Origin of the sequence: Cellulosimicrobium sp. CpK407, assembly GCF_051844275.1 — a bacterium.
GTDB classification, from domain to species: Bacteria; Actinomycetota; Actinomycetes; order Actinomycetales; family Cellulomonadaceae; genus Cellulosimicrobium; species Cellulosimicrobium cellulans_G.
Map to the genome: position 1 here is coordinate 1 of NZ_JBGNYC010000041.1, position 24,110 is coordinate 24,110.

The 24,110-nt window shown below is 74.6% G+C and carries 14 protein-coding genes; 5 read left to right on the plus strand and 9 right to left on the minus strand.

The genetic code is table 11. The annotated features are described in order from the left end of the window. From ABWU78_RS15830 to ABWU78_RS15855, 6 genes are all read right to left on the minus strand, one after another. Positions 1 to 1,141 (minus strand): GNAT family N-acetyltransferase (locus ABWU78_RS15830; protein ID WP_439158914.1); only part of this gene is annotated, 1,141 nt, incomplete at its 3' end. Then, positions 1,138 to 2,283: a glycosyltransferase family 4 protein gene (locus ABWU78_RS15835; RefSeq protein WP_439158915.1), complete on the minus strand. Its 1,146-nt coding sequence runs from the start codon at positions 2,281 to 2,283 to the stop codon at positions 1,138 to 1,140. The genes ABWU78_RS15830 and ABWU78_RS15835, both read right to left, overlap by 4 nt. After that, a complete protein-coding gene (locus ABWU78_RS15840; protein WP_439158916.1) occupies positions 2,280 to 3,266 on the minus strand; it encodes a glycosyltransferase family 2 protein in 987 nt (328 codons plus the stop codon). Before ABWU78_RS15840 ends, ABWU78_RS15835 begins: the two co-directional genes overlap by 4 nt. Next, positions 3,263 to 4,105, minus strand: coding sequence for a hypothetical protein (locus tag ABWU78_RS15845; RefSeq protein ID WP_439158917.1), 843 nt, complete (start codon positions 4,103 to 4,105; stop codon positions 3,263 to 3,265). Before ABWU78_RS15845 ends, ABWU78_RS15840 begins: the two co-directional genes overlap by 4 nt. Then, complete coding sequence (locus ABWU78_RS15850) at positions 4,105 to 4,935, minus strand: ABC transporter permease (protein ID WP_353708600.1); 831 nt, start codon at positions 4,933 to 4,935, stop codon at positions 4,105 to 4,107. Before ABWU78_RS15850 ends, ABWU78_RS15845 begins: the two co-directional genes overlap by 1 nt. A 1-nt stretch (position 4,936) precedes the next feature. After that, positions 4,937 to 6,151 (minus strand): ABC transporter ATP-binding protein, encoded by a 1,215-nt coding sequence (locus ABWU78_RS15855; protein WP_353708601.1) that lies wholly within the window; start codon positions 6,149 to 6,151, stop codon positions 4,937 to 4,939. Positions 6,152 to 6,326: 175 nt separating this feature from the next. On the opposite strand from ABWU78_RS15855, the gene ABWU78_RS15860 reads away from it, so the two are divergent. Next, the gene (locus ABWU78_RS15860; protein WP_353708602.1) at positions 6,327 to 9,704 is read left to right on the plus strand and encodes a hypothetical protein; all 3,378 of its coding nucleotides are present in this window, start codon (positions 6,327 to 6,329) and stop codon (positions 9,702 to 9,704) included. A 26-nt stretch (positions 9,705 to 9,730) separates the two neighbouring features. Here ABWU78_RS15860 and ABWU78_RS15865 read toward each other — a convergent pair whose 3' ends face one another. Beyond that, positions 9,731 to 10,804, minus strand: a complete 1,074-nt coding sequence (locus ABWU78_RS15865) for a glycosyltransferase family 4 protein (protein WP_253052942.1) — start codon at positions 10,802 to 10,804, stop codon at positions 9,731 to 9,733. Positions 10,805 to 10,983: 179 nt separating this feature from the next. Between ABWU78_RS15865 and ABWU78_RS15870 the strand changes: the two genes are divergently transcribed. Continuing rightward, a complete protein-coding gene (locus ABWU78_RS15870) occupies positions 10,984 to 12,177 on the plus strand; it encodes a glycosyltransferase family 4 protein (protein ID WP_353708603.1) in 1,194 nt (397 codons plus the stop codon). On the opposite strand, the gene ABWU78_RS15875 is transcribed toward ABWU78_RS15870, so the two are convergent. Then, positions 12,158 to 12,874, minus strand: coding sequence for a phosphatase PAP2 family protein (locus ABWU78_RS15875; protein ID WP_353708604.1), 717 nt, complete (start codon positions 12,872 to 12,874; stop codon positions 12,158 to 12,160). The two genes, ABWU78_RS15870 and ABWU78_RS15875, sit on opposite strands and share 20 nt — an antisense overlap. A 334-nt stretch (positions 12,875 to 13,208) precedes the next feature. Between ABWU78_RS15875 and mfd the strand changes: the two genes are divergently transcribed. Further along, positions 13,209 to 16,955, plus strand: a complete 3,747-nt coding sequence (gene mfd / locus ABWU78_RS15880; RefSeq protein WP_439158918.1) for a transcription-repair coupling factor — start codon at positions 13,209 to 13,211, stop codon at positions 16,953 to 16,955. Positions 16,956 to 16,962: 7 nt separating this feature from the next. Here mfd and ABWU78_RS15885 read toward each other — a convergent pair whose 3' ends face one another. Further along, the gene (locus ABWU78_RS15885) at positions 16,963 to 17,181 is read right to left on the minus strand and encodes a PLD nuclease N-terminal domain-containing protein (RefSeq protein ID WP_141390373.1); all 219 of its coding nucleotides are present in this window, start codon (positions 17,179 to 17,181) and stop codon (positions 16,963 to 16,965) included. 361 nt (positions 17,182 to 17,542) lie between these two features. On the opposite strand from ABWU78_RS15885, the gene ABWU78_RS15890 reads away from it, so the two are divergent. Beyond that, positions 17,543 to 19,750, plus strand: coding sequence for a carbohydrate-binding module family 20 domain-containing protein (locus ABWU78_RS15890; protein ID WP_439158919.1), 2,208 nt, complete (start codon positions 17,543 to 17,545; stop codon positions 19,748 to 19,750). Positions 19,751 to 19,925: 175 nt separating this feature from the next. Then, complete coding sequence (locus ABWU78_RS15895) at positions 19,926 to 24,008, plus strand: endo-1,4-beta-xylanase (RefSeq protein ID WP_439158920.1); 4,083 nt, start codon at positions 19,926 to 19,928, stop codon at positions 24,006 to 24,008. Positions 24,009 to 24,110 lie beyond the last annotated feature (102 nt).

The following is a 24,110-nucleotide window of genomic DNA, read 5'->3' on the forward strand; positions in this document are numbered from 1 at the left end:
GCGAGCCCGCAACGTCGTACGCCGCGGGACGAGGACGCCGCAGGCGCCGCAGCGCGGACGAGACCGTGGGCGCCGTCCCGACGCAGGCGCGTGCGACGGGTCCGCGGGCGGCGACCATGAGCCCGACGAGGTCCCGGCGTCCGGGATACAGGGTCGACGGGACGGTGAACTTGGGGTGGATGCACGGGTCGAAGAGGGAGACGTCGCCGCGCGCGGCGACGAGCTCCTGCGTCATGACCCGGCCGATCACGCCCGGCCCCAGGTCCGCGTGGGTCTCGTCGTAGGCGTCGAGGTAGCCGAAGAGCCCGGTGCCGGAACGGATCACCGCGCTCGCGTAGACCGTGGTCCCGCCGCCCACGAGCTCGAAGACGTGCAGCCGCCCGCGCCGTCGCATCTCGTCGGTCGCCTCCTGGAACCAGCCGAGCTGGTCCGGCTTGTTGCGCTGCGCGGCGCCCTTGCGCGACCGGTCGCCCTTCCACCCGGACGCCTCGAGGTCCAGCAGGCGTTCGGTCGCGGCCGGGTCACCCCCGTTGTCCACGACCGTGAGCTCACCGCCGAGGCGCTCGGCCAGCGCGGCCGCGTCCTGCCGGACGTGCCGACGCCGGCGCTTGCTGAGGTGCGCGACGGGGTCCTCGCCGGGGACCCGGAGGCACGCGCGCTCCAGCCGGTAGCGCTCGAGGACCGGGAGCCGACGGTCCGCAGCGACGTCGAGGAGCGCGGCCAGGAGGGGGCCGTCCGGGAACAACGTCAGCTCGAGCAGCCCGGGGAGGCCGCTGCGGCGGCGGCCGACGGCGTCGAGCACCGCCTCGAACGTCCCGCGGGTGTCGTCGCGCTCCACGAGCGGGGCGCAGACGGAGGCGTTCCGGGCCAGGTACGGCGTCGCCGTCGTGGCGTACGACACCGGGAGCCGGTGGAACCCCCGCTCCAGGCCGAGCGGCAGGACCATGCGGACCCGGTCGGCGTCCTCGGCGAGGAGCACGCGCAGGTCGCGCGCCGCAGGGAACCAGCGCGTCGCGGGCAGGAGCCAGCCCGGGTCGAGGAACGCGTTGGGCTCGGCCGCGCGGGACGCGAGGTCGGACCAGCCCTCGACGTCCGTGGGTGAGAGGTCGTCGAGCGCGACGATCCGCACGGTGACCGTCATCGGTACGCCTCCAGCACCTCGTCGAGACGGGCCGCTGCCGCCGCCCAGGTTCGTGTCCGCGCAGTCGCCCGCGCCCTCGTCTGAGCCTGCTCGAGCGTCCGCGCGTCGCGCAGGCCGTCCAGAGCCTCGGCGAGCCGGTCGACGTCGCCCGTTGGGACCAGGAGGCCGCCGTCCCCGACGGCCTCCGGCAGCCCCCCGACGTCGGACGCGACGACGGCGGCGCCGGCCGCCATGCCCTCCAGCGCGGTGAGCCCGAACGGCTCGGGCCAGATGGAGGGGACCACGACGACCGAGGCGGTCGCGAGGACGGCGGGCAGCGCGTCGCGTGCGAGGAACGACGCGAACCGGACCGGGGACCGCAGGTCGGCCGCGGTCCGGCGGAGCTCCTGCTCGTAAGGCGTCAACGGGTCCCGGGCGTCGAAGCCCGGACGTCCGACGACGGTCACGCGGACGTCGTCGCGGTCGAGCGCGCCCACCGCCTCCAGGAGCACGTGCACGCCCTTGTCCGGGATGACCCGACCGACGTACACGACGTGCAGGCCGTCCTCGGCGGCGTCCGCGCGCACGACGTCGAGGAGCGTCGGGTCCACCCCGTTGCGGACCGTGCGGACCCGGTCGCCGAGCTCCCGGGGGAGCCGCGCCCGGACCTGCTCCGCGAGGAAGTCGCTCACGCACACCACCGGGGCGTTCGCGAGCGTCCGGCCCGCGTCGCGGGCGGTGTACGTGCGCAGCACCTGGTTGTGCGCGTAGAGCACGGGAACGTGCCGCGCGTCGACCAGCGGCACCAGGGCCGGGGCGTTGTGGGCGAGCACGAACGACGGCGGCCACTCGTCCTGGCCGCCGACGACGGTGGCGAACGCGCGGCGTGCGGCGACCCGGGGTGCGCCGACGCGCGCGAGCGCCGAGTCGAGGTAGCGGTCGGTCCGACGGGATCGCCTCGGCGCGTACTCGACGACGTCGGCGCTCGTGTAGCGGTCCGGGTAGGTCCCGCGCGCGACGAGGACCGTCGGCCGCGGGCTGCCCTCGGGGCGGTGCCGGGAGAGCCCGTCGACCACGGTCGGGACGGCGCTGCCCGTCCGCGGGGAGAAGTGGTCGCCCGGCGTGATCGCGTGGACGAGCGGCCTGCCCGCCCCCGGCGTCATGGCGTCGCGAGCCCGTCCGCGCGGTCCTGCCGCGTCGCGCGCACCGCCGCGGGGACGCCGGCGACCAGGCCGACCAGCTCGGCCACCGCCCGCGTGAGGACGACCGGGGCCGTGACCCGCTTGCGCAGGGACCGGCGCGTCCCGTCCGACTTGGTCGGCCCGAGGCGCCGCGCCGTCGTGCGCAGGTAGTCGCGCTGGTCGCGGAGGGTCGTGCGGGCGTACCGGCGCACGATCGGGTCCCGCCACCCGAAGTTCCGCACGAGCATGACGAGGTGGTTGCGGCGGGCGTAGTACAGGTAGCGCCGGTCGAAGCGCTTGCCGCCGATCCCGTACGGCGCGGCCATGTGCCGCACGACGGCCCGCGGCGTGTAGAGCAGCCGGCCGCCGGTCGCACGCAGCCGCAGCGAGATGTCCGACTCCTCGCACAGGCACGTGCCCGGGTAGTTGCCGCGGATGCCGCCGATGGCCGCCAGGGCGCTGCGGCGGAACGACATGTTCGCCCCGAGCAGGTGGTCGACCTCGACGACGCGACCGGGGTCGGCGGCGAAGCTCCCGGTGAGGCGGCCGTCGGGGAGCAGCCGGCCGATACGGTCGAGCCCTTCGTGCTCCTCGCCGGGGATGCCGTTGTCCGCGCGCCCTCCGACGGCGACGACGTCGGGGTCTGCGTAGGGTGCGACGAGCTCGTCGAGCCAGTCGGGCGACGCGTAGGCGTCGTCGTCGACGAAGGCCACGACGTCGCCGCGGGCGACGGCGAAGCCCATCTGCCGCGACTCGGGCGTCGTGCCGCGCCCGAGCGTGCTGTGCAGGAGCCGCACGTCGGGGAACTGCTCGCGGACGAGCCGTCGCGTCGTGTCCGCGGGGGTCGAGTCGACGACCACCACCTCGAGCGGCGGGGTGTCGAGCCGCTTCAGGTGCTCGAGGCACTCGCGCACGCTCTCGGGGCGGCCGTACGTCACGACGACGACGCTCACGGTCGGGCTCACGGCGCGCCTCCCGGCGGCTCGGGGACGGTCACGAGGCGGAACCAGTCCTCGCGGCGCAGGGGCGACGTCAGCACGGTGCGGCGTGGGCGCCGCGACCGCGCGACCCACGACTCGTAGACACCCGGGCGCGAGTAGTGGGCCGTGTGGCCCGACCACCCGAACTTCTGCCGCATGGCCTCCGGGCGGCGGACCCAGGAGAAGTGGAGCACGGCTTGGTCGGGGCGGACGACCTCGTGGACGACAGTGTCGTGCGGGTGGCTCGGGTCCGTGTTCCAGGGTCGCAGGTCGACGCGGTAGAGCGGCACGTCGGCCTGGCGGGCGTGCGCGAGGGTCGTGCCGGCACGCACCGCCAGCGGCCCGGGGTACGACGCCGCGGGCCGGCCGAGACGCGTGCTCGACTCCAGGTATCGACCCGGCGCGACGCGCGAGTAGAGCCAGCGTGCGGGGTAGTGGAGCCCGCCCGCCCCTGCCCGCTCGGCGGCGTCGAGGGACGCGCGGAACGTGGCCGGGTCCAGCATGACCTCGTCCGTGTCGAGCTGGAGCACCCAGTCGGCACCCTCCGACGCCGCGTCGAGGGCCGCCTGACGCTGGTACGTGTCGTTGTCGAGGGGGTGCTCGTCGAGCCGGGCGAAGCTCCCGGGGACGTGCACGCACTTCCCGTCCGTGTCGATCTCCTCGACGATCGCGAGGCACTCGTCGACCGGCAGCGGCGTGCCCGTCCACGACGTGCTCGTCTCGTCGTAGGACAGCACGACCCGGTCGACGAGGTGGTAGTACGCGAGCAGGCTCGCGCGCAGGAAGCTCGGGTCGGCGAGGAGGACGTACGCGGAGACGCGCATCAGATGAAGTCCGCGAACTCGCGCTCGTTCTTCTGGAACACGAGCGTCCCGGCGAGGAAGATCAGGGGGGCGGCGACCACCAGCGCCACGACCTGCCACGTGGGCGGGAAGTCGGTGCCCAGCAGGGACCAGCGGAAGCCCTCGAGGAACCACGTCACCGGGTTGAGGTCGAAGAGCCAGCGCAGGTTCTCTGGGACGGAGGACAGCGCGTAGGCGACCGGGCTCGCGTAGAGGAGGATCTGGACGAGCCAGGGCAGCACGTACCCGACGTCGCGGTACTTGACCATGTACGCCGCCGCAGCGAGGCCGAGCCCCGTCCCGATCAGCAGGATGAGCAGCACCCACACGGGTAGGAGAAGGACCGCCCAGCCGGGGTTGATCCCGTAGACGAAGAGCAGGACGACCGCGAGCGCGAGCGCGACGAGGAAGTCGAGCACGACGGAGGCGAGGCTCGAGATCGGGACCAGGAGCCGCGGGAAGAAGACCTTCTGCACGAGGGACTGGTTGCCGACCATCGAGCCGGACGCGCGACCGAGGGCGCCGTTGAACAGGTTCCACGCGAGCATGCCCGCGAGCGTGAAGAGGAAGGTCGGGACGTTGCCGGTCGACAGCCCCGCGATCTCCCCGAAGACGATGGTGAAGATGCCGGCGCTGACCAGGGGTTGGGCGATGACCCACGTGATGCCGAAGATCGTCTGGCGGTACCGCACGATGACGTCGCGCAGCGCGAGCCGGACGGCGACCTCGCGCGCGTTCCACAGCTCGCGCCAGGACGGCAGGTTGAGGCGCCCTGGCGGCGTGATGACGGTGCGCTGCACGGTCTGCTCCACGTCAGGCCCCCTCGTACTCGAAGTTCACGAAGACCATGCCCTTCTCGGTGCTGGACGCCTCCGTGAACTCCGGGTACGGAAGGTCGGGCAGCACCTCGAAGCGCCACGCGCCCTCCCAGGCGTCGAGCACACCGGCCTGGCACGCGTAGACGTCGACCGTGTACTGGCCCGGCTTGAGCCACAGGTCGCGGACCACGAGGCGGCCCTTCTGAGGCTGCTCCGGGTCGAACCACTTCCCGACGAGGCGCGAGTCGCACTGCGCGATGACGGTCCCCTGGTCGTTGTTGATGTGCATCGAGACGAAGTAGGTGCCGACGAGCTTCTTGCTCGCGGGCGCCTCGAAGTCGACGACGATGTCCTGGGACGACTTGACGAACTCGTCCTCCATGCGGACCGAGGAGAGCCGAACCTTGCCGTTCCCGGGGCGCTTCTTGGGGTCGGACTGCGCCGCCGCGAAGCTCTCGAAGCTGTCGCGGTACGCCTGGAGCGTGCCCTCGACCGTCCCGGAGTACGTCAGGGTCCCGCGGTCGAGGAGGACCGCGGACGTGCACAGGGCCTGGACCGTCTGGAGCTGGTGGCTCACGTAGAGCACGGTGCGACCGCCCTGGGCGGCCTCGCGCATCTTCTGGATCGAGCGGCGCTGGAACTCGGCGTCGCCGACGGCGAGCACCTCGTCGATCGCGAGGATCTCGGTGTCGAGGTGGGCCGCGACGGAGAACGCGAGCCGCACGTACATGCCGGACGAGTAGCGCTTGACCGGGGTCGCGAGGAACTTCTCGATGCCGGAGAACGCGACGATCTCGTCGTAGCGCCGGGTGATCTCCTTGCGCGTCATGCCGAGGATCGCGCCGTTGAGGAAGATGTTCTCCTTGCCGGTGAGCTCGGGGTGGAACCCCGTGCCGACCTCGAGGAGCGACCCGACGCGCCCGGTGAGCTCGATGCGCCCGCGCGTGGGCGCCGTGACGCGCGTGAGGATCTTGAGCAGCGTCGACTTGCCGGCGCCGTTGCGCCCGACGATCCCGAGCGCCTCGCCCTGCGGGACCTCGAAGGAGACGTCGTCGAGCGCGTCGAACAACGTGTACTTCTGCTTGCCGGTGGACCGCACCCACTGGATGGCGGCGGCCGCGGCGGTGGACGGTCGCTCGCCGAACGCGCCGAGCCGGTAGGTCTTGCCCAGCCCGGCGACGCGGATCGCGGGTTCCGTGGTCGCCTGCACACCTGAAAGATAGTCGTCCCGCCGGGGCCCGAGGCCGGGTCGATCGGGTGAATCGAGCCCAGAACCGGACGAACGCGGGTGAAAGTACCGCCAGGCCCTCGGTGCTGGGGCCGGGCCGACCTACGATCGCGGGAGCGGCACCTGTGCCGGGCCCGACGACGGCAAGGGCGGCGAGATGGCTTCGGACGAGGACGGCACGGGGGCTCGGGGCGGCGCGGACCCCACGGTCGTCGGCGGGGTCGTCGCCGCGGTCCTGGGCGTGGTCGCCGCCGTCCTGATCGGCGGCACCGGGACGGGGAGCACGTCGGGCGCGCAGCCGTTCACCGCGTCCCCGGTCCCCGGGACGGCACCCGTGACGCAGACGGGCGCGCTGCCCCTGTGCGGGTTCCCCCGCCTCGAGCAGGTGACCGACGACGGCGTCGACACCGACGAGCTGGACGGGATCCGCACGGTCGTCGACGACGTCGTCACGCTCGACGACGGCGAGCTCGTCACGTTCCGCGTGCTCGACGGCGCGGCGTACGTGCTCGAGTGGGACCGCGAGGCGACGTACACGGTGACGCGCTACGACCTCGCGACGGGGGACGCGGAGGCGACGACGCCGGTGGAGCTCGACTGGGACGGCGCGAGCGAGACGTTCCGCACGGACTCCTTCGAGGTCGACGCCGACGGGAGCGTCTACCTCCTCGACACGCTCATGCACCGCCGCGACCTGCTCAAGGTCGCGCCCGACGGGACCACGACCTGGTCGACGACGATCCCCGAGGGCGAGCACACGGCAGGCGACCTCCTCGACCTGTACGGGACCGTGCGCTGGACGGACGGCGGCCGGACCGTCGTCGGGGTGCAGGAGGCGGGCGAGGTCCTGCACGAGGTGTCGGGCGACGGCGACCTCCTCGCGGAGATCCCGTTCGAGGGCGCCGTCCTCGCCCAGCTCCCGGACGGCGCGGCCCTGGTGCAGACCGACGTGCGCGACGACGAGCGCCGCACGCTCGACCTGCGCGCCGTGGGGCCGGAGGGCGACGAGGGGTCCCTCCACCTCGGTGCCTCGTGGGAGCGCGGGCGGCCGTTCGGCGTCCCGCGCGTGCCCTGGCTCGACGACACGACGGGCGCGACCACCGGCCCCTCGTCCGGACCCGAGGGCGACGGCCTCGTCGTCGCCGACGAGAACCTCGGGTTCCGGTGGTGGGGGAGCGACGGCGTGTTCCGCGGCGTGTGGCCGGACACGCACAAGGACCTCGAGCAGCCGTTCGCGCTGTGGGAGAGCACGCCGGTGCTGCGCGACGGCACCGCGGGCGACGCGCCGTACTACGTCCTCACGCACGGCGACGACGGCGGGTTCGCGCTCACCGAGATCTCGGCCGACCGGATGGCGTACCAGCTCGGCGCCCCGGTGAAGTACAACGCGGCGAACGAGGAGCTGTTCGGCGGCCTCGGGCTCGGCGCCGGGCTGCTCGTGGACGTGCCGTACGGCGTCTTCCCCGACGGGACCGCGCCGCGCGTGGTCGCCGCGTTCGACGACGCCTGGGCCGCCTCCGCCGGGACGTACCGCCTGCGCTACCAGGTGCGCGGGGACCCGCGCGTGTGGGACCCGGTGGTCGGCGAGGAGACCGTGGTGGACCTCCCCGCGGAGGGCGGAGAGCTCCCGCTCGACCTGCCGCCGACCCGCCCGGGCGTGTACGAGGTCGACGCCGCGCTCGTCGACGCCGCGACGGGCGAGGCGGTCTCGGGGACGTGCCTGCGCTACACCGTGGCCGCGGCGGGCAGCGGCCTGGACCCGGCGGCGCTCGCGGACGGCGCGGACTGGGGCGGCGCCGGACCGCTGCGGGGCGTGCAGCTCGCGGACCAGCTCGGGGTGGGCAGCCACCGCACGCAGCTCGACTTCGGGGCGATCGTGCCCGACCCGACCGCCGAGCCGGACGCCGCCGCGCTCGTCTGGGACTCGCTGCCGAACGCGGCCTTCGAGCCCGACGAGGAGGAGGGCGAGGAGCCCGCCGACGTCGACCCGTTCACCGAGCTCGCGGCCGCCGCCGAGCTCGCCGAGGAGACGGGCGTGATCCTCACGCTCCAGCTCGGCTCGGGCGGCGAGGCGGAGCAGGCCGCGGTCGAGGCCGGGACGTGGGAGGGATGGACGCGCGAGATCGTCGCCGCGGTCCACGAGCACGCACCGCAGAACCGCTACTGGCAGCCGTGGAACGAGCCGAACAACACGGGCTACGAGGACGCGGCCGCGTACGAGGAGGAGGTCGGCGCGCCGTTCGCGGCGGGCGCTCGCGACGCGTCGGCCGACGTCGTCGTGGTGGGCGGCAACACGCTCGGGATCGAGCCCGCGTGGTGGGCCGACCTGGTCGCGGCGGGCGGCTGCGACTCGCTCGACGTCGTGGGGATCCACCCCTACACCGGGTTCAACCGGTCGTGGGAGGAGGAGGGGTTCTCCGCGGACGGTGCCGAGCTGGACCGGCTGCGCGAGGCGATCGGGCCGTGCGGCGACGTCCCCGTGTGGGATACCGAGAGCGGCTGGTGGTCGGACGGCGTCGCGAACTTCTGGGCGGGCGGGTCCGACGTCGTGCGCAAGCTCCTCTGGTACGGGGTGGAGGGCGTCGACGAGTGGACGTACTTCTTCTCCGAGGGCGGGTTCGGCGAGGCCGGGAACTCGTGGTCGCTCCTCCAGTACGGGCAGTACGTGAAGCCGGCCGGCGCCGCCTTCGCGGCGAGCGCGGCGTTCCTCGACGGGTTCGGGCCGCCCGAGGCGGTCGAGACGGGGACGCCCGGCGTCCACGCCGTGCGCGCGCCCGGGGCCGGGGAGGTCGCGGGTGCGGAGCTGCTCGCGCTGTGGAGCGAGGACCTGTCGACCACCGTGCGGCTCACCGCGCCGGGCGGTGCGGTCACCGTGACCGCGCGGGACGGGTACGGCGCCCAGCGCGGCCTGGAGGTCCCGCCGGGCGGCGTCGAGGTCCCCGTGAACGGCGCACCCGTCCTGCTCGTCGCCCCCGCGGGGACGGCGCTGGAGGTGGCCCCCGTCGAGGCGTTCGGCGACGACGTGCTCGAGGGCCGGCCGGTGACCGCGACGTCGACGCACGAGGACGCGAGCGACCCCGACGTCGTCACGTCCGGCACGTTCGCCGTGCGCGAGCCGTGGCGGTCGGGCCGACTGGCCGACGGCTCCGTCGACGAGGCGCCCGGCGTCGAGGTCACGACGGACGGGCCCCGCACGATCGACCGCGTCGCCGTCGCGACGGCCGGCATCCGCTGCTGCACGTCGGGGCTGCGCGACTACACGGTCTCCGTGCGGACGCCCGACGGCGGCTGGCAGGACGTGGCGCGGCAGACCGACCAGTTCCTCGACCGCGTCGCGCTCTTCTCGTTCGAGCCCGTCGAGGTCACGGCCGTGCGCGTGACGCTCCCGATGACGACCGAGCGCGACGTGCCCGTCCTGGCCGCGAACTACACGGGGATCGTCGGCGGGCTGCACCCCGACTTCGTCCCGCTCGCGACGGAGAGCGAGTGGATCGCGGCGATCAGCGCGGTCCAGGCGTGGGAGCCGGCCGGGTGACCGTCGTCACCGGGGGGCGGGCCCGGTCAGCCGCGCGCGGCGACCGCGCGCCAGATCGCGGCGTGCTGCGCGGCGCTGCGCTCCCACGTGAACGTGGCGGCGCGCTCGCGCCCGCGCCCGACGAGCGCCTCGACCTCGGCGTCACGCGTCGTCACCCACAGCAGCGCCTCCGCGAGGCTCGCGCCGTCCGGCTCGGCGAGCACGCCGCCGTCGCCCACGACCTCGGGCAGCGAGCTGGTGCGCGCCGCGACCACCGGCACGCCCGCGGCCATGGCCTCCAGGGCGGGGAGCCCGAAGCCCTCGTAGCGCGACGGCACGACGACGGCCGCGGCCCCCGCGACGAGGCCCGGCATGAGCCCGCCCGGCAGGCGCCCGACGAGCCGGGTGCCGGGCAGCTCCGCGAACAGCCCGGTGCGGCGCGGGTGCGGCGGACCGCTCATGACGAGCGTGAGGTCCGGTCGCGCGGAGCGGACCCGTCCCCACGCGACCGCGAGCTCCTCCAGGTTCTTGCGGCGCGACGCGCCGCCCGCGTGCAGGACGTACGGGCCGTCCACCCCCAGCTCCGCGAGGCGCGCGCGGGGCAGCGGCTCGGCCGAGAAGTACACCGGGTCGACCCCGTTGTACGCGACCGCGGGGCGCTCGGCGAGCCCGAGGACCTCCGCGGCCTCGTCCGCGCTGAACTCCGACACGCACACGACGGCCGCCGCGCGGCGGACCTCCTCGGCCGCGGCGCGGACCGGTGCGGACTCGTCGTCGTAGCGCCACGACACGACGTCCTGCACGGCGACGACGTCCCGCGTCGGGTGCGGCGGCAGGTCGAGCCCCACGCGGTGCACGACGGCGCCCCGCGGGTAGACCGCACGGCCGACGGCCCGGCGCACGGCCGGAGCCGCGGAGCCGAGGCGACCGAGGGGGAGCCGGTGGGTGCCGGGCAGCGGGGAGCGGAGCGAGCGGAAGACGGCGCGGTCGACGGACCAGGCGCTGGCTCCGGCGCCCCCCTCCGCGAGCGCCCCCGCCGCGCGCGCCGCGACCTCCTCCTGGTACACCTGGGCGCCCATGGGCACCTCGACCGCGACGGTCGCGACGACGAGCTGCGGCATCGGGCGGGTCCCCCTCGGGGCGTGGTGCGCGGCGGGTGCGGCACGGTCGGGACGACCGGAGCGGTCGGTAGAGTGGCCCACTCTAGTGGCGCGGACGCCCCGCCGGACCTGCGGGAGCGGGTGATGAGCGGGTGATCGTGGACCGGGCGCGGGCCGTCCCGCGAGAGGGTGAGGGACGCATGGCAGGGCGTCGTCGGGTGGCGCTGGTCGCGAGCTCGTTCGACCCGCACACCGGGGGCGTCGAGTCGCACGTGCGTCACGTCGCCCGCGTGCTCGCGGCGCGGGGGACCGCGGTGGAGGTCTGGACCGTCGACCGGGGCGAGCGCCTCGGCACGCGCCGCGTCGACGGCGTCCTCGTGCGCTACCTGCCGACCCCGCAGCCCTCGAGCCGGCCGGGCGACGTCGCCCGGTTCGCCCTCGCCGCGCCGCGGGCGGCGCTCGCGTGGGGCCGGGCCTTCCGCGCGTTCCGGCCCGACGTGCTGCACGTGCAGTGCTTCGGCCCCAACGGCGCGTACGCCCTCGGCCTGCGCACGCTCACGCGCACCCCGCTCGTCGTCAGCTCCCACGGGGAGACGTTCGCGGACGACCACGCCGTGTTCGAGCACTCGCGGCTGCTGCGGGCGGCGTTGGAGCGCTCGATCGACGTCGCGGGCGCGGTGACGGGGTGCTCGCGCGTCGTCGCGGACGACCTGGTCCGCTTCGGGGCGCCCGACGCCGTGGTCGTCCCGAACGGCGTCGACCTGGCCGGGTACGACCTGGTCGATCACGGTCCGCGGGACGTCGCCGCGGGGGAGCCCGCTCGGTCGGACGCGGTGCGCGAGCCCGTGGTCGTCGCGGTGGGGCGGATCGAGCACGTCAAGGGGTTCGACCTGCTCGTGGACGCCTTCGCGTCCTCCGCGCTGCGCGACCGCGCGCGGCTCGTCGTCGTGGGCGACGGGAGCGAGGCGGGCGCGCTGCGCCGCCGGGTCGCGACGGCGGGGCTCGCGGACCGCGTCGAGCTCCCCGGGCGGCTCGACCCCGCCGAGGTGGCGGCCCGGCTCGCGGAGGCGGACGTGGTCGTCGTGCCGAGCCGCGCGGACGCCGCCCCGCTCGTGGTCCTGGAGGCGTGGCGCTCGGGCCGGCCGCTCGTGGCGACCGTGCGGGGCGGGCCCCCGGAGATCGTCACCGACGGCGTCGACGGCGTGCTCGTGGACCCCCAGGACACGCAGGCGCTCGCGGCGGCCGTGCTCGGCCTGCTCGACGACCCGGAGCGCGCGGGGCGGATCGGGGCTGCCGGGCGCCGACGGGTCGAGGACTTCACCTGGGAGCGGGTCGTGGACCGGTACGAGGACCTCTACGCGGGGCTCGCCGACGTCACGCCGAGGGGTCGCTGACGCGGGGCGAGCCGGTCGTCCCGTCGGGCAGGACGGGAGGGCCTCCGGGGCGCGCGCTCGCCGTGCCCGCTCCTCGCGGGACGTCGAGCAGCCACACGACGGCGACGGTGACGGCGGCGGCGACGAGCAGCGAGCCGACGACGTCGCTCGGCCGGTGCGCGTACGTCACGACGGACGCGAGGGCGGCGACCGCGGTGACCACGAGCCCGGCCCAGCCCGCGACGGCGCGGGACGTCGGCCACGGCCACAGGAGCCAGATCGCGACGCACAGGCCGCCGACCACGGCGACGTGACCGCTCGGGAAGGTCTGGTAGGCGTAGCCGTGCTCCCCGAGGTCGGGCCGCACGAGGACCTCGCGGAGCCCGAGCGCGATCCCGACCGTCCCCAGCACGACCAGGACCGCGGCGAGGAGGTCGCGCCACGCGCGGCGCACGAGCGCGACCACGCCCAGGACGGCGACGACGGCCGCGCACGCCACCGGGAGGCCTCGGCGCAGCGCCCCGGCGAGGTCGCGCCCGGCGTCGTGCAGGGGCGCGAGGGTCCGGAACGCCCCGGCGTCGGCCTGCTGCCCGGCCACGGTGAGGTGCGAGGCGGCCCAGAGCGCGACGAAGACCGCGACGACCAGCGCGAGCAGCACGAGGAGCGCGGACGAGCGAGGCCGGGGCGGCACGGGGTCCGGCGCCCCCGAGGTGGACACGCCCCGAGCATGACGGAGCGGCGGGGACCCTGTCACCGGTCGTGGGCGGATCGCGCCGGGTGAAAACGTCGCGTCCCCGGTCGCCTGCCGGACGTCCGAGGGTCGGCTGCCGGTCGGCTGCCCTCGGTCGACGTGTGGGCGCCGGGGCGTACGCTGGGAGCCGTCGTCTCGCACGGCTCCAGCCCGGACCCGCTCGCCACCCGGTGAGCCTCGGTCCGGGCCGTTCGTGCTGCCCCGTCGTGTCCTCAACCAGCCCCGGCACCGTCCTCGACCCGGGCCCGCCTCGTGCGGCCGCCGACGCCACCGACCACCGTCCTCGGAGGGACCCCACCGCATGAACCTCACCGGCATCCTGCCCGCGCTGCTCGCCGACCCCGCCGCGACGGCGGCGGTCGAGCACGTGCGCGCCCGTGGCGAGGCGGACGTGGTCGGCCCGGCCGGCGCGCGCCCGCCGCTGCTCGCCGCGATGGCGGGGGCGCGGGCGACCGGGCCGGCCGACGGGGTGACCGGCGGCGACGAGCGCGCGGCCTCGGGCGACGCGTGGGCGACGGGCTCGCGTCCCCTCGTGGTCGTGACGGCGACGGGGCGCGACGCGGACGAGCTCGCGGCGAGCGTGCGCGCCTACCTGCCCGACGAGCTGGCGGACGTCGTCGCGGTCCTGCCGAGCTGGGAGACGCTGCCGCACGAGCGCCTGAGCCCGCGTGCGGACACCGTCGCCAAGCGCATCGCCGTGTTCCGCCGCCTCGCGCACCCGGACCCGGAGGTCGGACCGTCGGGCCCGGTCCGCGTGCTCGTCATGCCGGTGCGCGCGCTCCTCCAGCCGGTCGTGGACGGGCTGGGCGAGCTCGAGCCGGTCGAGCTGCACGCCGGGTCGACGGCCGACCTGACCGACGTCGCGGAGCGGCTCGTCGCGGCCGCGTACACGCGCGTCGACATGGTCGAGCGCCGCGGCGAGTTCGCGGTGCGCGGCGGCATCCTCGACGTGTTCCCGCCCACCGAGGACCACCCGCTGCGCGTCGAGTTCTGGGGCGACGAGGTCTCGGAGATCCGCTGGTTCGCCGTCGCGGACCAGCGCAGCCTCGAGATCGCCGAGCACGGGCTGTGGGCGCCGCCGTGCCGCGAGATCCTGCTCACCGAGTCGGTGCGGTCGCGGGCCGCGGCGCTCGTCGAGGACCTGCCGGGCGCCACGGAGATGCTCGACAGGCTGGCCGCGGGCGTCGCGGTCGAGGGCATGGAGTCGCTCGCGCCGGTGCTCGTGGACCGCATGGTCCCGGTGCTGGAGCTCGTGCCCGACGACGCGCTGCTCGTCGTCGACGACGCCGAGCGCGTGCGCCGCCGCGCCCACGACCTCGTCGCGACGACGGAAGAGTTCCTCGCCGCCGCCTGGACCGGTGCCGTCGCGGGCGGCAAGGCGCCGGTCGACCTGTCCGCGGCGTCGTTCGAGACGTTCGCCGAGGTCCGAGCGGTCGCGCAGCGTCGCGGCCTGGGCTGGTGGACGCTGTCGTCGTTCGCGCTCGACAACCCGGACCTGGACGCGGCGTCCGACGCCGGTGCGCCGGACGCGGCCGGAGCGGGCGCGGCGTCGGGCACGACCGCCGCGCACGTGGGCGAGAGCGCGGACGGCGTCCCGACCTTCACGCTCGGCGCGCGCGACGTCGAGTCCTACCGCGGCGACGTGGCGCGCGCGCTCGACGACGTGCGCGGTCTGCAGCACGCCGGCTGGCGGCTCGTGCTCACGACGGAGGGCCACGGGCCCGCCAAGCGCATGGTCGAGCAGCTCGGCGCGGCGGACACGCCCGCGCGCCTCGTGCCGCGGCTCGCCGACGAGCCCGAGGGCGGCATCGTCCTCGTCACCCCGGCGATGGTCGGCAAGGGCTTCGTCGCGCCCGAGCTGCGGCTCGCCGTCTTCTCCGAGGCCGACCTCACGGGCCGCGCGGGGACGAGCACGCGCGACATGCGCAAGATGCCGAGCCGGCGCCGCAACGTCGTCGACCCGCTCCAGCTCCAGGCGGGCGACTTCGTCGTGCACGAGCAGCACGGCGTGGGGCGGTTCGTCGAGCTCGTGCAGCGCACGCTCGGCACGGGCGGCAACGCCGCGACGCGCGAGTACCTCGTCATCGAGTACGCGTCGAGCAAGCGCGGCCAGCCGGGCGACCGGCTGTTCGTGCCCATGGACCAGCTCGACCAGGTCACCAAGTACACGGGCGGCGAGTCGCCGAGCCTCAACAAGATGGGCGGGGCCGACTGGGCCAAGACGAAGACCCGGGCGCGCAAGCACGTCAAGGAGATCGCGGGCGAGCTCATCCGCCTGTACTCGGCGCGCATGGCGACGCAGGGCCACGCGTTCGGCCCGGACACGCCGTGGCAGCGCGAGCTGGAGGACGCGTTCGCGTACGTCGAGACGCCGGACCAGCTCGCGACGATCGACGAGGTCAAGGCGGACATGGAGAAGACGGTCCCCATGGACCGGCTCGTGTGCGGCGACGTCGGCTACGGCAAGACGGAGATCGCGATCCGCGCGGCGTTCAAGGCGGTCCAGGACGGCAAGCAGGTCGCGGTGCTCGTGCCCACGACGCTGCTCGTGCAGCAGCACCTCGAGACGTTCTCCGAGCGGTACGCGGGCTTCCCGGTGACGGTCAAGGCGCTGTCGCGCTTCCAGACCCCCAAGGAGTCCGAGGAGGTCGTGGACGGGCTGGCCAAGGGGACGGTGGACGTCGTCATCGGCACCCACCGCCTCATCACGGGCAGCGTGCGGTTCAAGGACCTGGGTCTGGTCATCATCGACGAGGAGCAGCGGTTCGGCGTCGAGCACAAGGAGACGCTCAAGCAGCTGCGGACCAACGTCGACGTGCTCGCCATGTCCGCGACCCCGATCCCGCGCACGCTCGAGATGGCCGTCACCGGCATCCGCGAGATGTCGACGCTCGCGACCCCGCCGGAGGAGCGCCACCCCGTCCTCACGTACGTCGGGGCGTACGAGGAGAAGCAGATCGCCGCGGCGCTGCGCCGCGAGCTCCTGCGCGAGGGCCAGGTGTTCTACGTGCACAACAAGGTCGAGACGATCGAGCGCACCGCGGCGCGGCTGCGCGAGCTCGTCCCCGAGGCCCGCGTGGGCGTCGCGCACGGCAAGATGAACGAGCACCAGCTCGACCAGGTGATCCGCGCGTTCTGGGAGAAGGAGCTCGACGTCCTCGTCTGCACGACGATCATCGAGACGGGCCTCGACATCTCCAACGCGAACACGCTCATCCTCGAGCGCGCGGACATGCTCGGGCTCTCCCAGCTCCACCAGCTCCGCGGACGCGTGGGCCGCGGTCGCGAGCGCGCGTACGCGTACTTCCTGTACCCGCCCGAGCGGCCCCTCACCGAGACCGCGCACGACCGCCTCGCCACGATCGCGGCCCACACCGACCTCGGCGCGGGCATGCAGGTCGCGATGAAGGACCTCGAGATCCGCGGCGCGGGCAACCTGCTCGGGGGCGAGCAGTCCGGGCACATCGCGGGCGTCGGGTTCGACCTGTACGTGCGGATGGTGGGGGAGGCCGTGGCGAACTACCGCGGCGACGGTCCGGAGGAGCAGCCCGAGATCTCCATCGAGCTCCCCGTCGACGCGCACCTGCCCGAGTCGTACATCGCGACCGAGCGCCTGCGGCTCGAGGCGTACAAGAAGATCGCCGCGGCGACCGACGCGCCCGAGCTCGCCGAGGTCCGGGCCGAGCTCGTCGACCGGTACGGCGCCCTGCCGGACGTCGCGTCCGCGCTGTTCGACGTCGCGGACTTCCGCAACCACGCGCGCCGCGCGGGGCTCACGGACGTCACCGCGCAGGGCAAGTTCATCCGGTTCGCGCCCGTGGACCTCGCGGAGTCCGCGCAGCTCCGGCTCAAGCGCCTCTACCCGGGCACGCTCCTCAAGCCCGCGATCCGCGCGTTCCTCGTCCCGTACCCGACGACGGCGCGCATCGGCGGCCGCCCGCTGCGCGGCGCCGAGGTGCTCGAGTGGGCGCGCCAGCTCATCGACGCCGTGATCGTCGGCGAGGTGAGCGCGGCGGCGACGGTCGGGACGTCGTCGGCCGCCCGCTGAGCGGGGGTCAGCTCTTCCGGCCGTCGAGGAAGTAGGCGATGGGGCCGACCCAGTTGACGAGCAGCGCGAGCCCCCACGCGAGCTTGGTGCCGTTGACCTGCTCTGCCGGGCGGCGCAGCAGGTCGCGGTACGCCGCGGCGGTGAGCGTGACCTGTGCCGCGCCCACGACTCCGACGGCGATCTTCTGACCCGTGGTCAGGTCCTTCCAGCGGCGCTTGGTCCCCATGTCGTCGTCTCCTCCCGTGTGCGTACGGCTCGACGCTATGCCGTCCGGGCGCACGGTGCATGGCTCGTGGGCGGCCCGAGGTCCCGCCGGTGCGCGCTGCCTCCCGGCCGAGGGATGCACCCCGACGTGCGTCACTCGGCCGAGAGCGCCCTCGCTCGACGTGGGCGTGTCGACCGGGCCGCGTACGAGGTCGTGACAGAGCACCGAGCGCTCTGTAAGGTTGCAGCAACATCCGGAAACTCTCTGCAACGCCGCCGAGTCCCGGACGCGCCCGACACCCCGGGGCGCAGTCAGCACCGCGTGGCCCTCCCGCGCTCGAGGCCGAGCGCGCCGTCGGTCGCAGCACCTCGAAGGAGCAGCAATGACGCGCACCACCGATCCCGCCGGTCCGCCGGCACCCACTCCCGCCGCACCCCCCGCCGCGGACCGCGGCCGAGCGCGAGCCGACCGACGCGACGGTCGGCTGCGGCGCCTCGTCGCCACCGTCGCCTCGGCGGCCCTCGCGCTCGGGACGGCGCTCGCCGCCACGGTCCCGGTCGCCGCGCCCGCCGCGGCCGCGCCGCCCGTGCCCACGCCCGTCGTCGACTCCCCGAACGGCCGGGGCGACGTGATCCTCAACCTCTTCCAGTGGACCTGGGACTCGGTGGCCGCCGAGTGCACCAGCACGATCGGCCCGGCCGGGTTCGGCTACGTCCAGGTCTCCCCGCCGCAGGAGACGATCCAGGGCACCGCGTGGTGGACCTCCTACCAGCCCGTGAGCTACCGGATCGACTCGAAGCTCGGGACTCGGGCGGAGTTCGAGAACATGGTCGACACCTGCCGCGCCGCGGGCGTCGGCGTCATCGCCGACGCCGTCCTCAACCACATGGCGGGTGCGGACCAGGGCGGCGGGACGGGTGTCGCGGGCTCGTCGTACGGCGTCGAGAACTACCCCGGGCTCTACGGGCCGAACGACTTCAACGACTGCAAGGAGAACATCGGCAACCGGTACGGAGACCGGTACGTGGTGCAGAACTGCCGCCTCGTCTCGCTCCAGGACCTGCGGACGGGCTCCGACTACGTGCGCGGCCGGATCGCGGGCTACCTCAACGACCTGCTCTCCCTCGGGGTCGCCGGGTTCCGGATCGACGCCGCGAAGCACATCCCGGCCGCGGACCTCGCGGCGATCAAGGCGCGGCTCACGAACCCGGACGTCTTCTGGGTGCACGAGGTCATCGGCGCGGGCGGCGAGCCCATCCAGCCCTCGGAGTACCTCGGCTCGGGCGACTCGCACGAGTTCGACTACGCGCGCGAGCTCAAGTCCCGGTTCGACGGCCAGATCAAGGACCTGCGCACCATCGGCGACAACAAGCTGCCCTCGGACCGCGCCGGCGTGTTCGTCGACAACCACGACACCGAGCGCAACGGCGAGACCATGAACTACAGGTGGGGCGCCAAGTACAAGCTCGCGAACACGTTCATGCTCTCGTGGCCGTACGGCGCGCCGAGCGTCTACTCGGGCTATACGTGGAACGACAAGGACGCCGGCGCCCCGGGCGCGTCCGCGACGTCCGTGCCGGACGCGAGCTGCTCGAACAGCGCCTGGGTCTGCACGCAGCGCTGGACCGAGATCGCGGGCATGGTCGGCTTCCACAACGCCGTCGCCGGGACCGCGGTGACGAACTGGTGGGACGACGGGAACAACCACGTCGCGTACGGTCGCGGCAGCAAGGGGTACGTGACGATCAACAACTCCGCGAACGCGGTCACGCGCACCTACCAGACGTCGCTCCCGGCGGGCACGTACTGCGACGTCGTCGCGTCGAAGGACTGCGCCAAGACGGTCACGGTCTCCGGCTCCGGCACCTTCACCGCGACGGTCCCGGCGTACGGGGCGCTCGCGCTGCACGTCGGCGCCGTGGACGACGGCGGCACCGGCGGCCCGGGTCCCGTCGACCCGAGCGGCACGACGACCGTCTACTACGCGACCGACAGGGGCTGGAACGCGTACAACGTCCACTACCGCGTCGGCACGGGCGCCTGGACCGCCGTGCCCGGGGTCGCGATGACCGCGGCCTGCACCGGCTGGGTCGCGAAGGAGATCGTCCTGCCGGACGGCGCGACCGGTGCCGCCGCGACCGTCACGGCGGCGTTCACGAACGGCTCGGGCGCGTGGGACAACAACGGCGGCAAGGACTACTCCCTGTCGGGCGCCGCCGTCGCGGTCTCGGGCGGGACGGTCACGGCGGGCGACCCGTGCGAGGACGACGGCGAGGGGCCCGGCCCCGTCGAGGGCCAGGGCGACGCGTCGTTCTCCGTCACGGCGACGACGACCTGGGGGCAGAACGTGCTCGTCGTCGGGAGCATCCCGGCGCTCGGGTCATGGGCGCCCGCGAACGGCGTCGCGCTCTCGGCGGCGGGCTACCCCGTCTGGACCGCGACCCTCGACCTCCCGGCCGGTACGACGTTCGAGTACAAGTACGTCAAGCGCGACGGCGGCGGGAACGTCGTCTGGGAGAGCGGCGGCAACCGCACCGCGACGGTCGGACAGGACGGCTCCGTGACGCTGTCGGACACCTGGAGGTCGTGACCTCGCGGCCCCGCCCCGGTCTCACCCAGACCGGGGCGGGGTCTGCCGCTACCGTGGCGGGAAATAGTTCAACCATTGTCTGAACCTGGTGGGTGCCCCTAGGGTGTGGCCCGGGCGCGCCGGTGCGCCCGGGGGCGACGTGCCCCGTGCAGCCGATCGCAAGGGAGCGACGACGATGAGACGCACGTGGAGGACCGCCGTGGCGGGGGTGCTCGCCACCCTCGTGGCGAGCGGGGGAGCGAGCGCGGCGATGGGGATGGACGCGATGGGCGTGTCGACGTCTGCCCAGGTCGATAACGATATCGATATCGTTCTAGAGAACGATTTCGAGTCGGCGACGACGGCGCCGTGGACCGCGCGCGGGCCGGTCACCGTCGCCCTGACCGACGCGGAGGCGCACGGCGGGTCGTCGAGCCTCGCGGTGACGGGCCGGACCGCGGACTGGCACGGCGTCGCGACGGACGCGCTCGCGCTGCTCGAGCCGGGCGTCGCGTACGACGTCGAGGCGTGGGTCAAGCTGCCGGCGGGCGCCACCGGATCGTCCGGCGTCCACTTCACCGTGCAGGAGACCGGCGCGGCGGGAGACGCGTACACGTGGGTCGGCGGGGCCGTCGCGACGACGGCCGACGGGTGGGTGGAGATCGGGGGGACGTACACCCTGCCCGCGGGCCTCACCGCGGCGACGCTCTACGTCGAGGCCGCGCCGGTCGCGGGCGCGCACCCGTCGTTCCTGCTGGACGACGTCCGCGTGACGACCGTCGCGACCGACCCGGGCGACGTCGTGCCCGGGGGAGCGGTGAACCCCGTCCCGACGCCGGTGCGCCTCGCCGAGGGGTCCGGCGACGTCGCGGCCCTGACGTTCGACGACGGTCCGAACCCCGGCACGACGCCCGCGCTCCTGGACTTCCTCGCCGAGCACGACCTGCACGCGGTGTTCTGCGTCATCGGCCAGAACGTCCAGGCGCCGGGCGGCGCCGAGCTCCTGCGCCGCATCGTCGACGAGGGCCACGTGCTGTGCAACCACTCGACGGGCTACGCCGACATGGGCACGTGGTCGGCCGACCAGGTGCGCGCCGACCTCGTCGAGAACCTCGGCATCCTGCGCGACGCGCTCGGCGACCCGGCGTACCCGGTCCCGTTCTTCCGCGCGCCGAACGGCTCGTGGGGCGCGACCCCCGAGGTCGCGGTCGCGCTCGGCATGCAGCCGCTCGCGGTCGTCAACACGATCTCCGACTGGGAGACCCAGGACGTCGAGACCCTCACCGCGAACCTGCGCGCCGCGATGAGGCCCGGCGAGGTCGTGCTCGCGCACGACGGCGGCGGCGACCGCGCGGGCACGCTCGCGGCGGTCGAGACGGTCGTCGCGGAGCGGCTCGCGGCCGGCTGGGACTTCACGTTCCCCGTCGGCACGCCGCCGCGCGGGGGCGAGGTCCTGCTGGAGACCGGCTTCGAGGACGGCCTCGGCGGCTGGGTGCCGCGCGCGGGCGACGCGACGACGCCGTCGCTCGACCTCACGGACGTGGCCCACGGCGGCGCGCAGGCCGCGGTCGTCTCCGGTCGCGACGGCCAGGGCGACGGCATCGGGCACGACGTGACCGGGCTGCTCGCCGCCGGCACGACGTACGAGCTCCGCGCGTGGGTCCGCTTCGCCGAGGGCCAGCCCGCGGACGACGTGTGGCTCAGCATCGCGCGCACGGTCGACGGGACGACGTCGTACTCGACCCTCGCACAGCTCTCGGGGATCACGAGCACCGGCTGGACGCAGATCACCGCGACGTTCCCGGGTGCCGCCGCGGACGAGGCGCTGCTGTACCTGGAGACGGACTACAACGGCGACAACACGAGCGACCTGCTCGTCGACGACGTCGTGCTGCGCGTGCCGCCGCCGCCCGCGGTCGAGGACCTCACGGGCATCAAGGAGACCGTCGACGTGCCGGTCGGGGTCGCGATCGACAGCCGGGAGACCTCGGGCGCGTCGTCCGAGCTGCTCCTGCGGCACTTCGACCAGATCACCGCCGAGAACCACATGAAGCCCGAGGCCTGGTACGACGAGGACCGGACCTTCCGGACGCACCCCGAGGCGACCGCGCTCATGGACTACGCGGCCGCCCACGACCTGCGCGTCTACGGGCACGTGCTCGTGTGGCACTCGCAGACGCCGGACTGGTTCTTCGAGGGCGCCGACGGCGCGCCCCTGACGACGTCCGAGGCGGACCGTCAGGTCCTGCGCCACCGCCTGCGGACCCATGTCTTCTCCGTCGCGGGGGCGCTCGCCGACGCCTACGGCCCGTTCGGCGGCGACAACCCGCTCACGGCGTTCGACGTGGTGAACGAGGTCGTGTCGGACGGCGCGGAGAACCCCGACGGCCTGCGCCGCTCGGAGTGGTTCCGGATCCTCGGCGAGGAGTACCTCGACCTCGCGTTCGCGTACGCCGACGAGGCGTTCAACGACGTCTACGCCGACCCGGCGGCGAAGGAGCGCGGGGAGCGTCCGGTCGCGCTGTTCATCAACGACTACAACACCGAGCAGGGCGGCAAGCAGGACCGCTACCACGCGCTCGTCGAGCGCCTCCTGGCGCGCGGCGTGCCCGTCGACGGCGTGGGCCACCAGTTCCACGTGAGCCTCGCGATGCCGGTCTCCGCGCTCGAGGGCGCGATCGAGCGGTTCGCCGACCTGCCCGTGACGCAGGCCGTCACCGAGCTCGACGTGACGACCGGGACCCCGGTCACGCAGGCGAGCCTCGTCGAGCAGGGCTACTACTACCGCGACGCGTTCCGGGCGTTCCGCGCGCACGCGGACGACCTCTACTCCGTCACCGTGTGGGGCCTCACCGACGGCCGGAGCTGGCGCGTCGACAGCGGCGCGCCGCTCGTCTTCGACGACGCCCTGAAGGCCAAGCCCGCGTACCACGGCGTGGTCGACGGCGAGCTGCCCGCCCTGCTGCGCACGGCCGACGTGTTCGCCGGGGACGTCCCGCTCGACGGCGACGCCGCCGCGGCCCCGGACTGGCAGCGGCTCCCGCTGCACACCTTCGCCGCGCCGGGCGGGGCTGCCGGGGGAGAGGTCGGGTTCCAGCTCCGCTGGGCCCCGGACCACCTCACCGCGTTCGCGAGCGTCGACGACGCGACCGCCGACGCGGCCGACGCCGTGACGTTCGCGCTCGCCGGCGCGGAGCACGTCGTCGGGCGCGACGGGACGACGAGCGCGGGGGCCGCCGCGGAGGTGACCGAGCGCGCGGGCGGGTACGACGTCGTCGCGCACCTCCCGCTCGACGCCGCCGCCGTGGGCGACACGCTCGCGCTCGACGTGCGCGCGACCGACGGCGGCGCGACGTCCGCCTGGAACACGCCCGGCGCGACGGGCACGCTGCGCCTGCTCGAGGAGCTGTCCTACCTCGAGGTCGCGCACGCGTCGGCCGCGCCCGCGGTCGACGGCGACATCGACGCCGTGTGGGCGGAGGCGAACGCGCCCGTGACGACCGCGAAGGAGGTCCAGGGGAGCGGCGGCGCGGTCGCGACCGTCCGCACCCTGTGGCGCGACCGGACGCTCTACGTGCTCGCCGAGGTCGCCGACCCGGTGGTGGACGTGAGCGGCTCCGACCCGTGGGTGCAGGACTCGGTCGAGGTCTACGTCGACGCGGGCAACGCCAAGAACGGCGCCTACCGTGACCTGGACACCCAGATCCGCGTGAGCGCCGAGAACGCGGTGTCGTTCGGCACGGGCGACGAGGCGGCGCAGCGGGCGCGCGTCACCAGCGCGACGACGCGCACGGCCGACGGGTACGTCGTCGAGCTCGCCGTCGACCTCGCCGACCAGGGCGGAGAGGGCACGTTCCACGGGCTCGACCTCCAGGTCAACGACGCGTCCGAGGGCACGCGCACCGCGATCCGCAACTGGGCGGACCCGTCCGGGGCGGGCTACCAGTGGACGGCGCGCTGGGGCGTCGCACGGCTCGTCGGCGCGGGCACGGCGCCCGAGGTCGCGCTCGACGTCGAGGCGTCTGCGCGCTGCCTCGCGGGCAAGGCGTACGTCGCGGTCCGGGCCACGAACCGCGAGGACGTGCCGGTCGACGTGACGCTCACGACCCCGTACGGGACGCGGACGTTCCCGGCGGTGGCGCCGGGCGCGAACGCGTACCAGTCCTTCGCGGTCCGCGCGACGTCGGTCCCGGCCACCACGGCCACGATCACGGCAACGCTCGAGACCGGCGGCCCCGCGTCGACGCGCGACATCGCGGTGGAGGCACGCACCTGCTGACCCGCTGACCCGCCAACCCGTCGCCCGCCGACGGCGAGCAGGTGGTCGTGGCCCGTCCGGAGATCCGGACGAGCCACGACCGCCTGCTCGGCGGGCACGGAT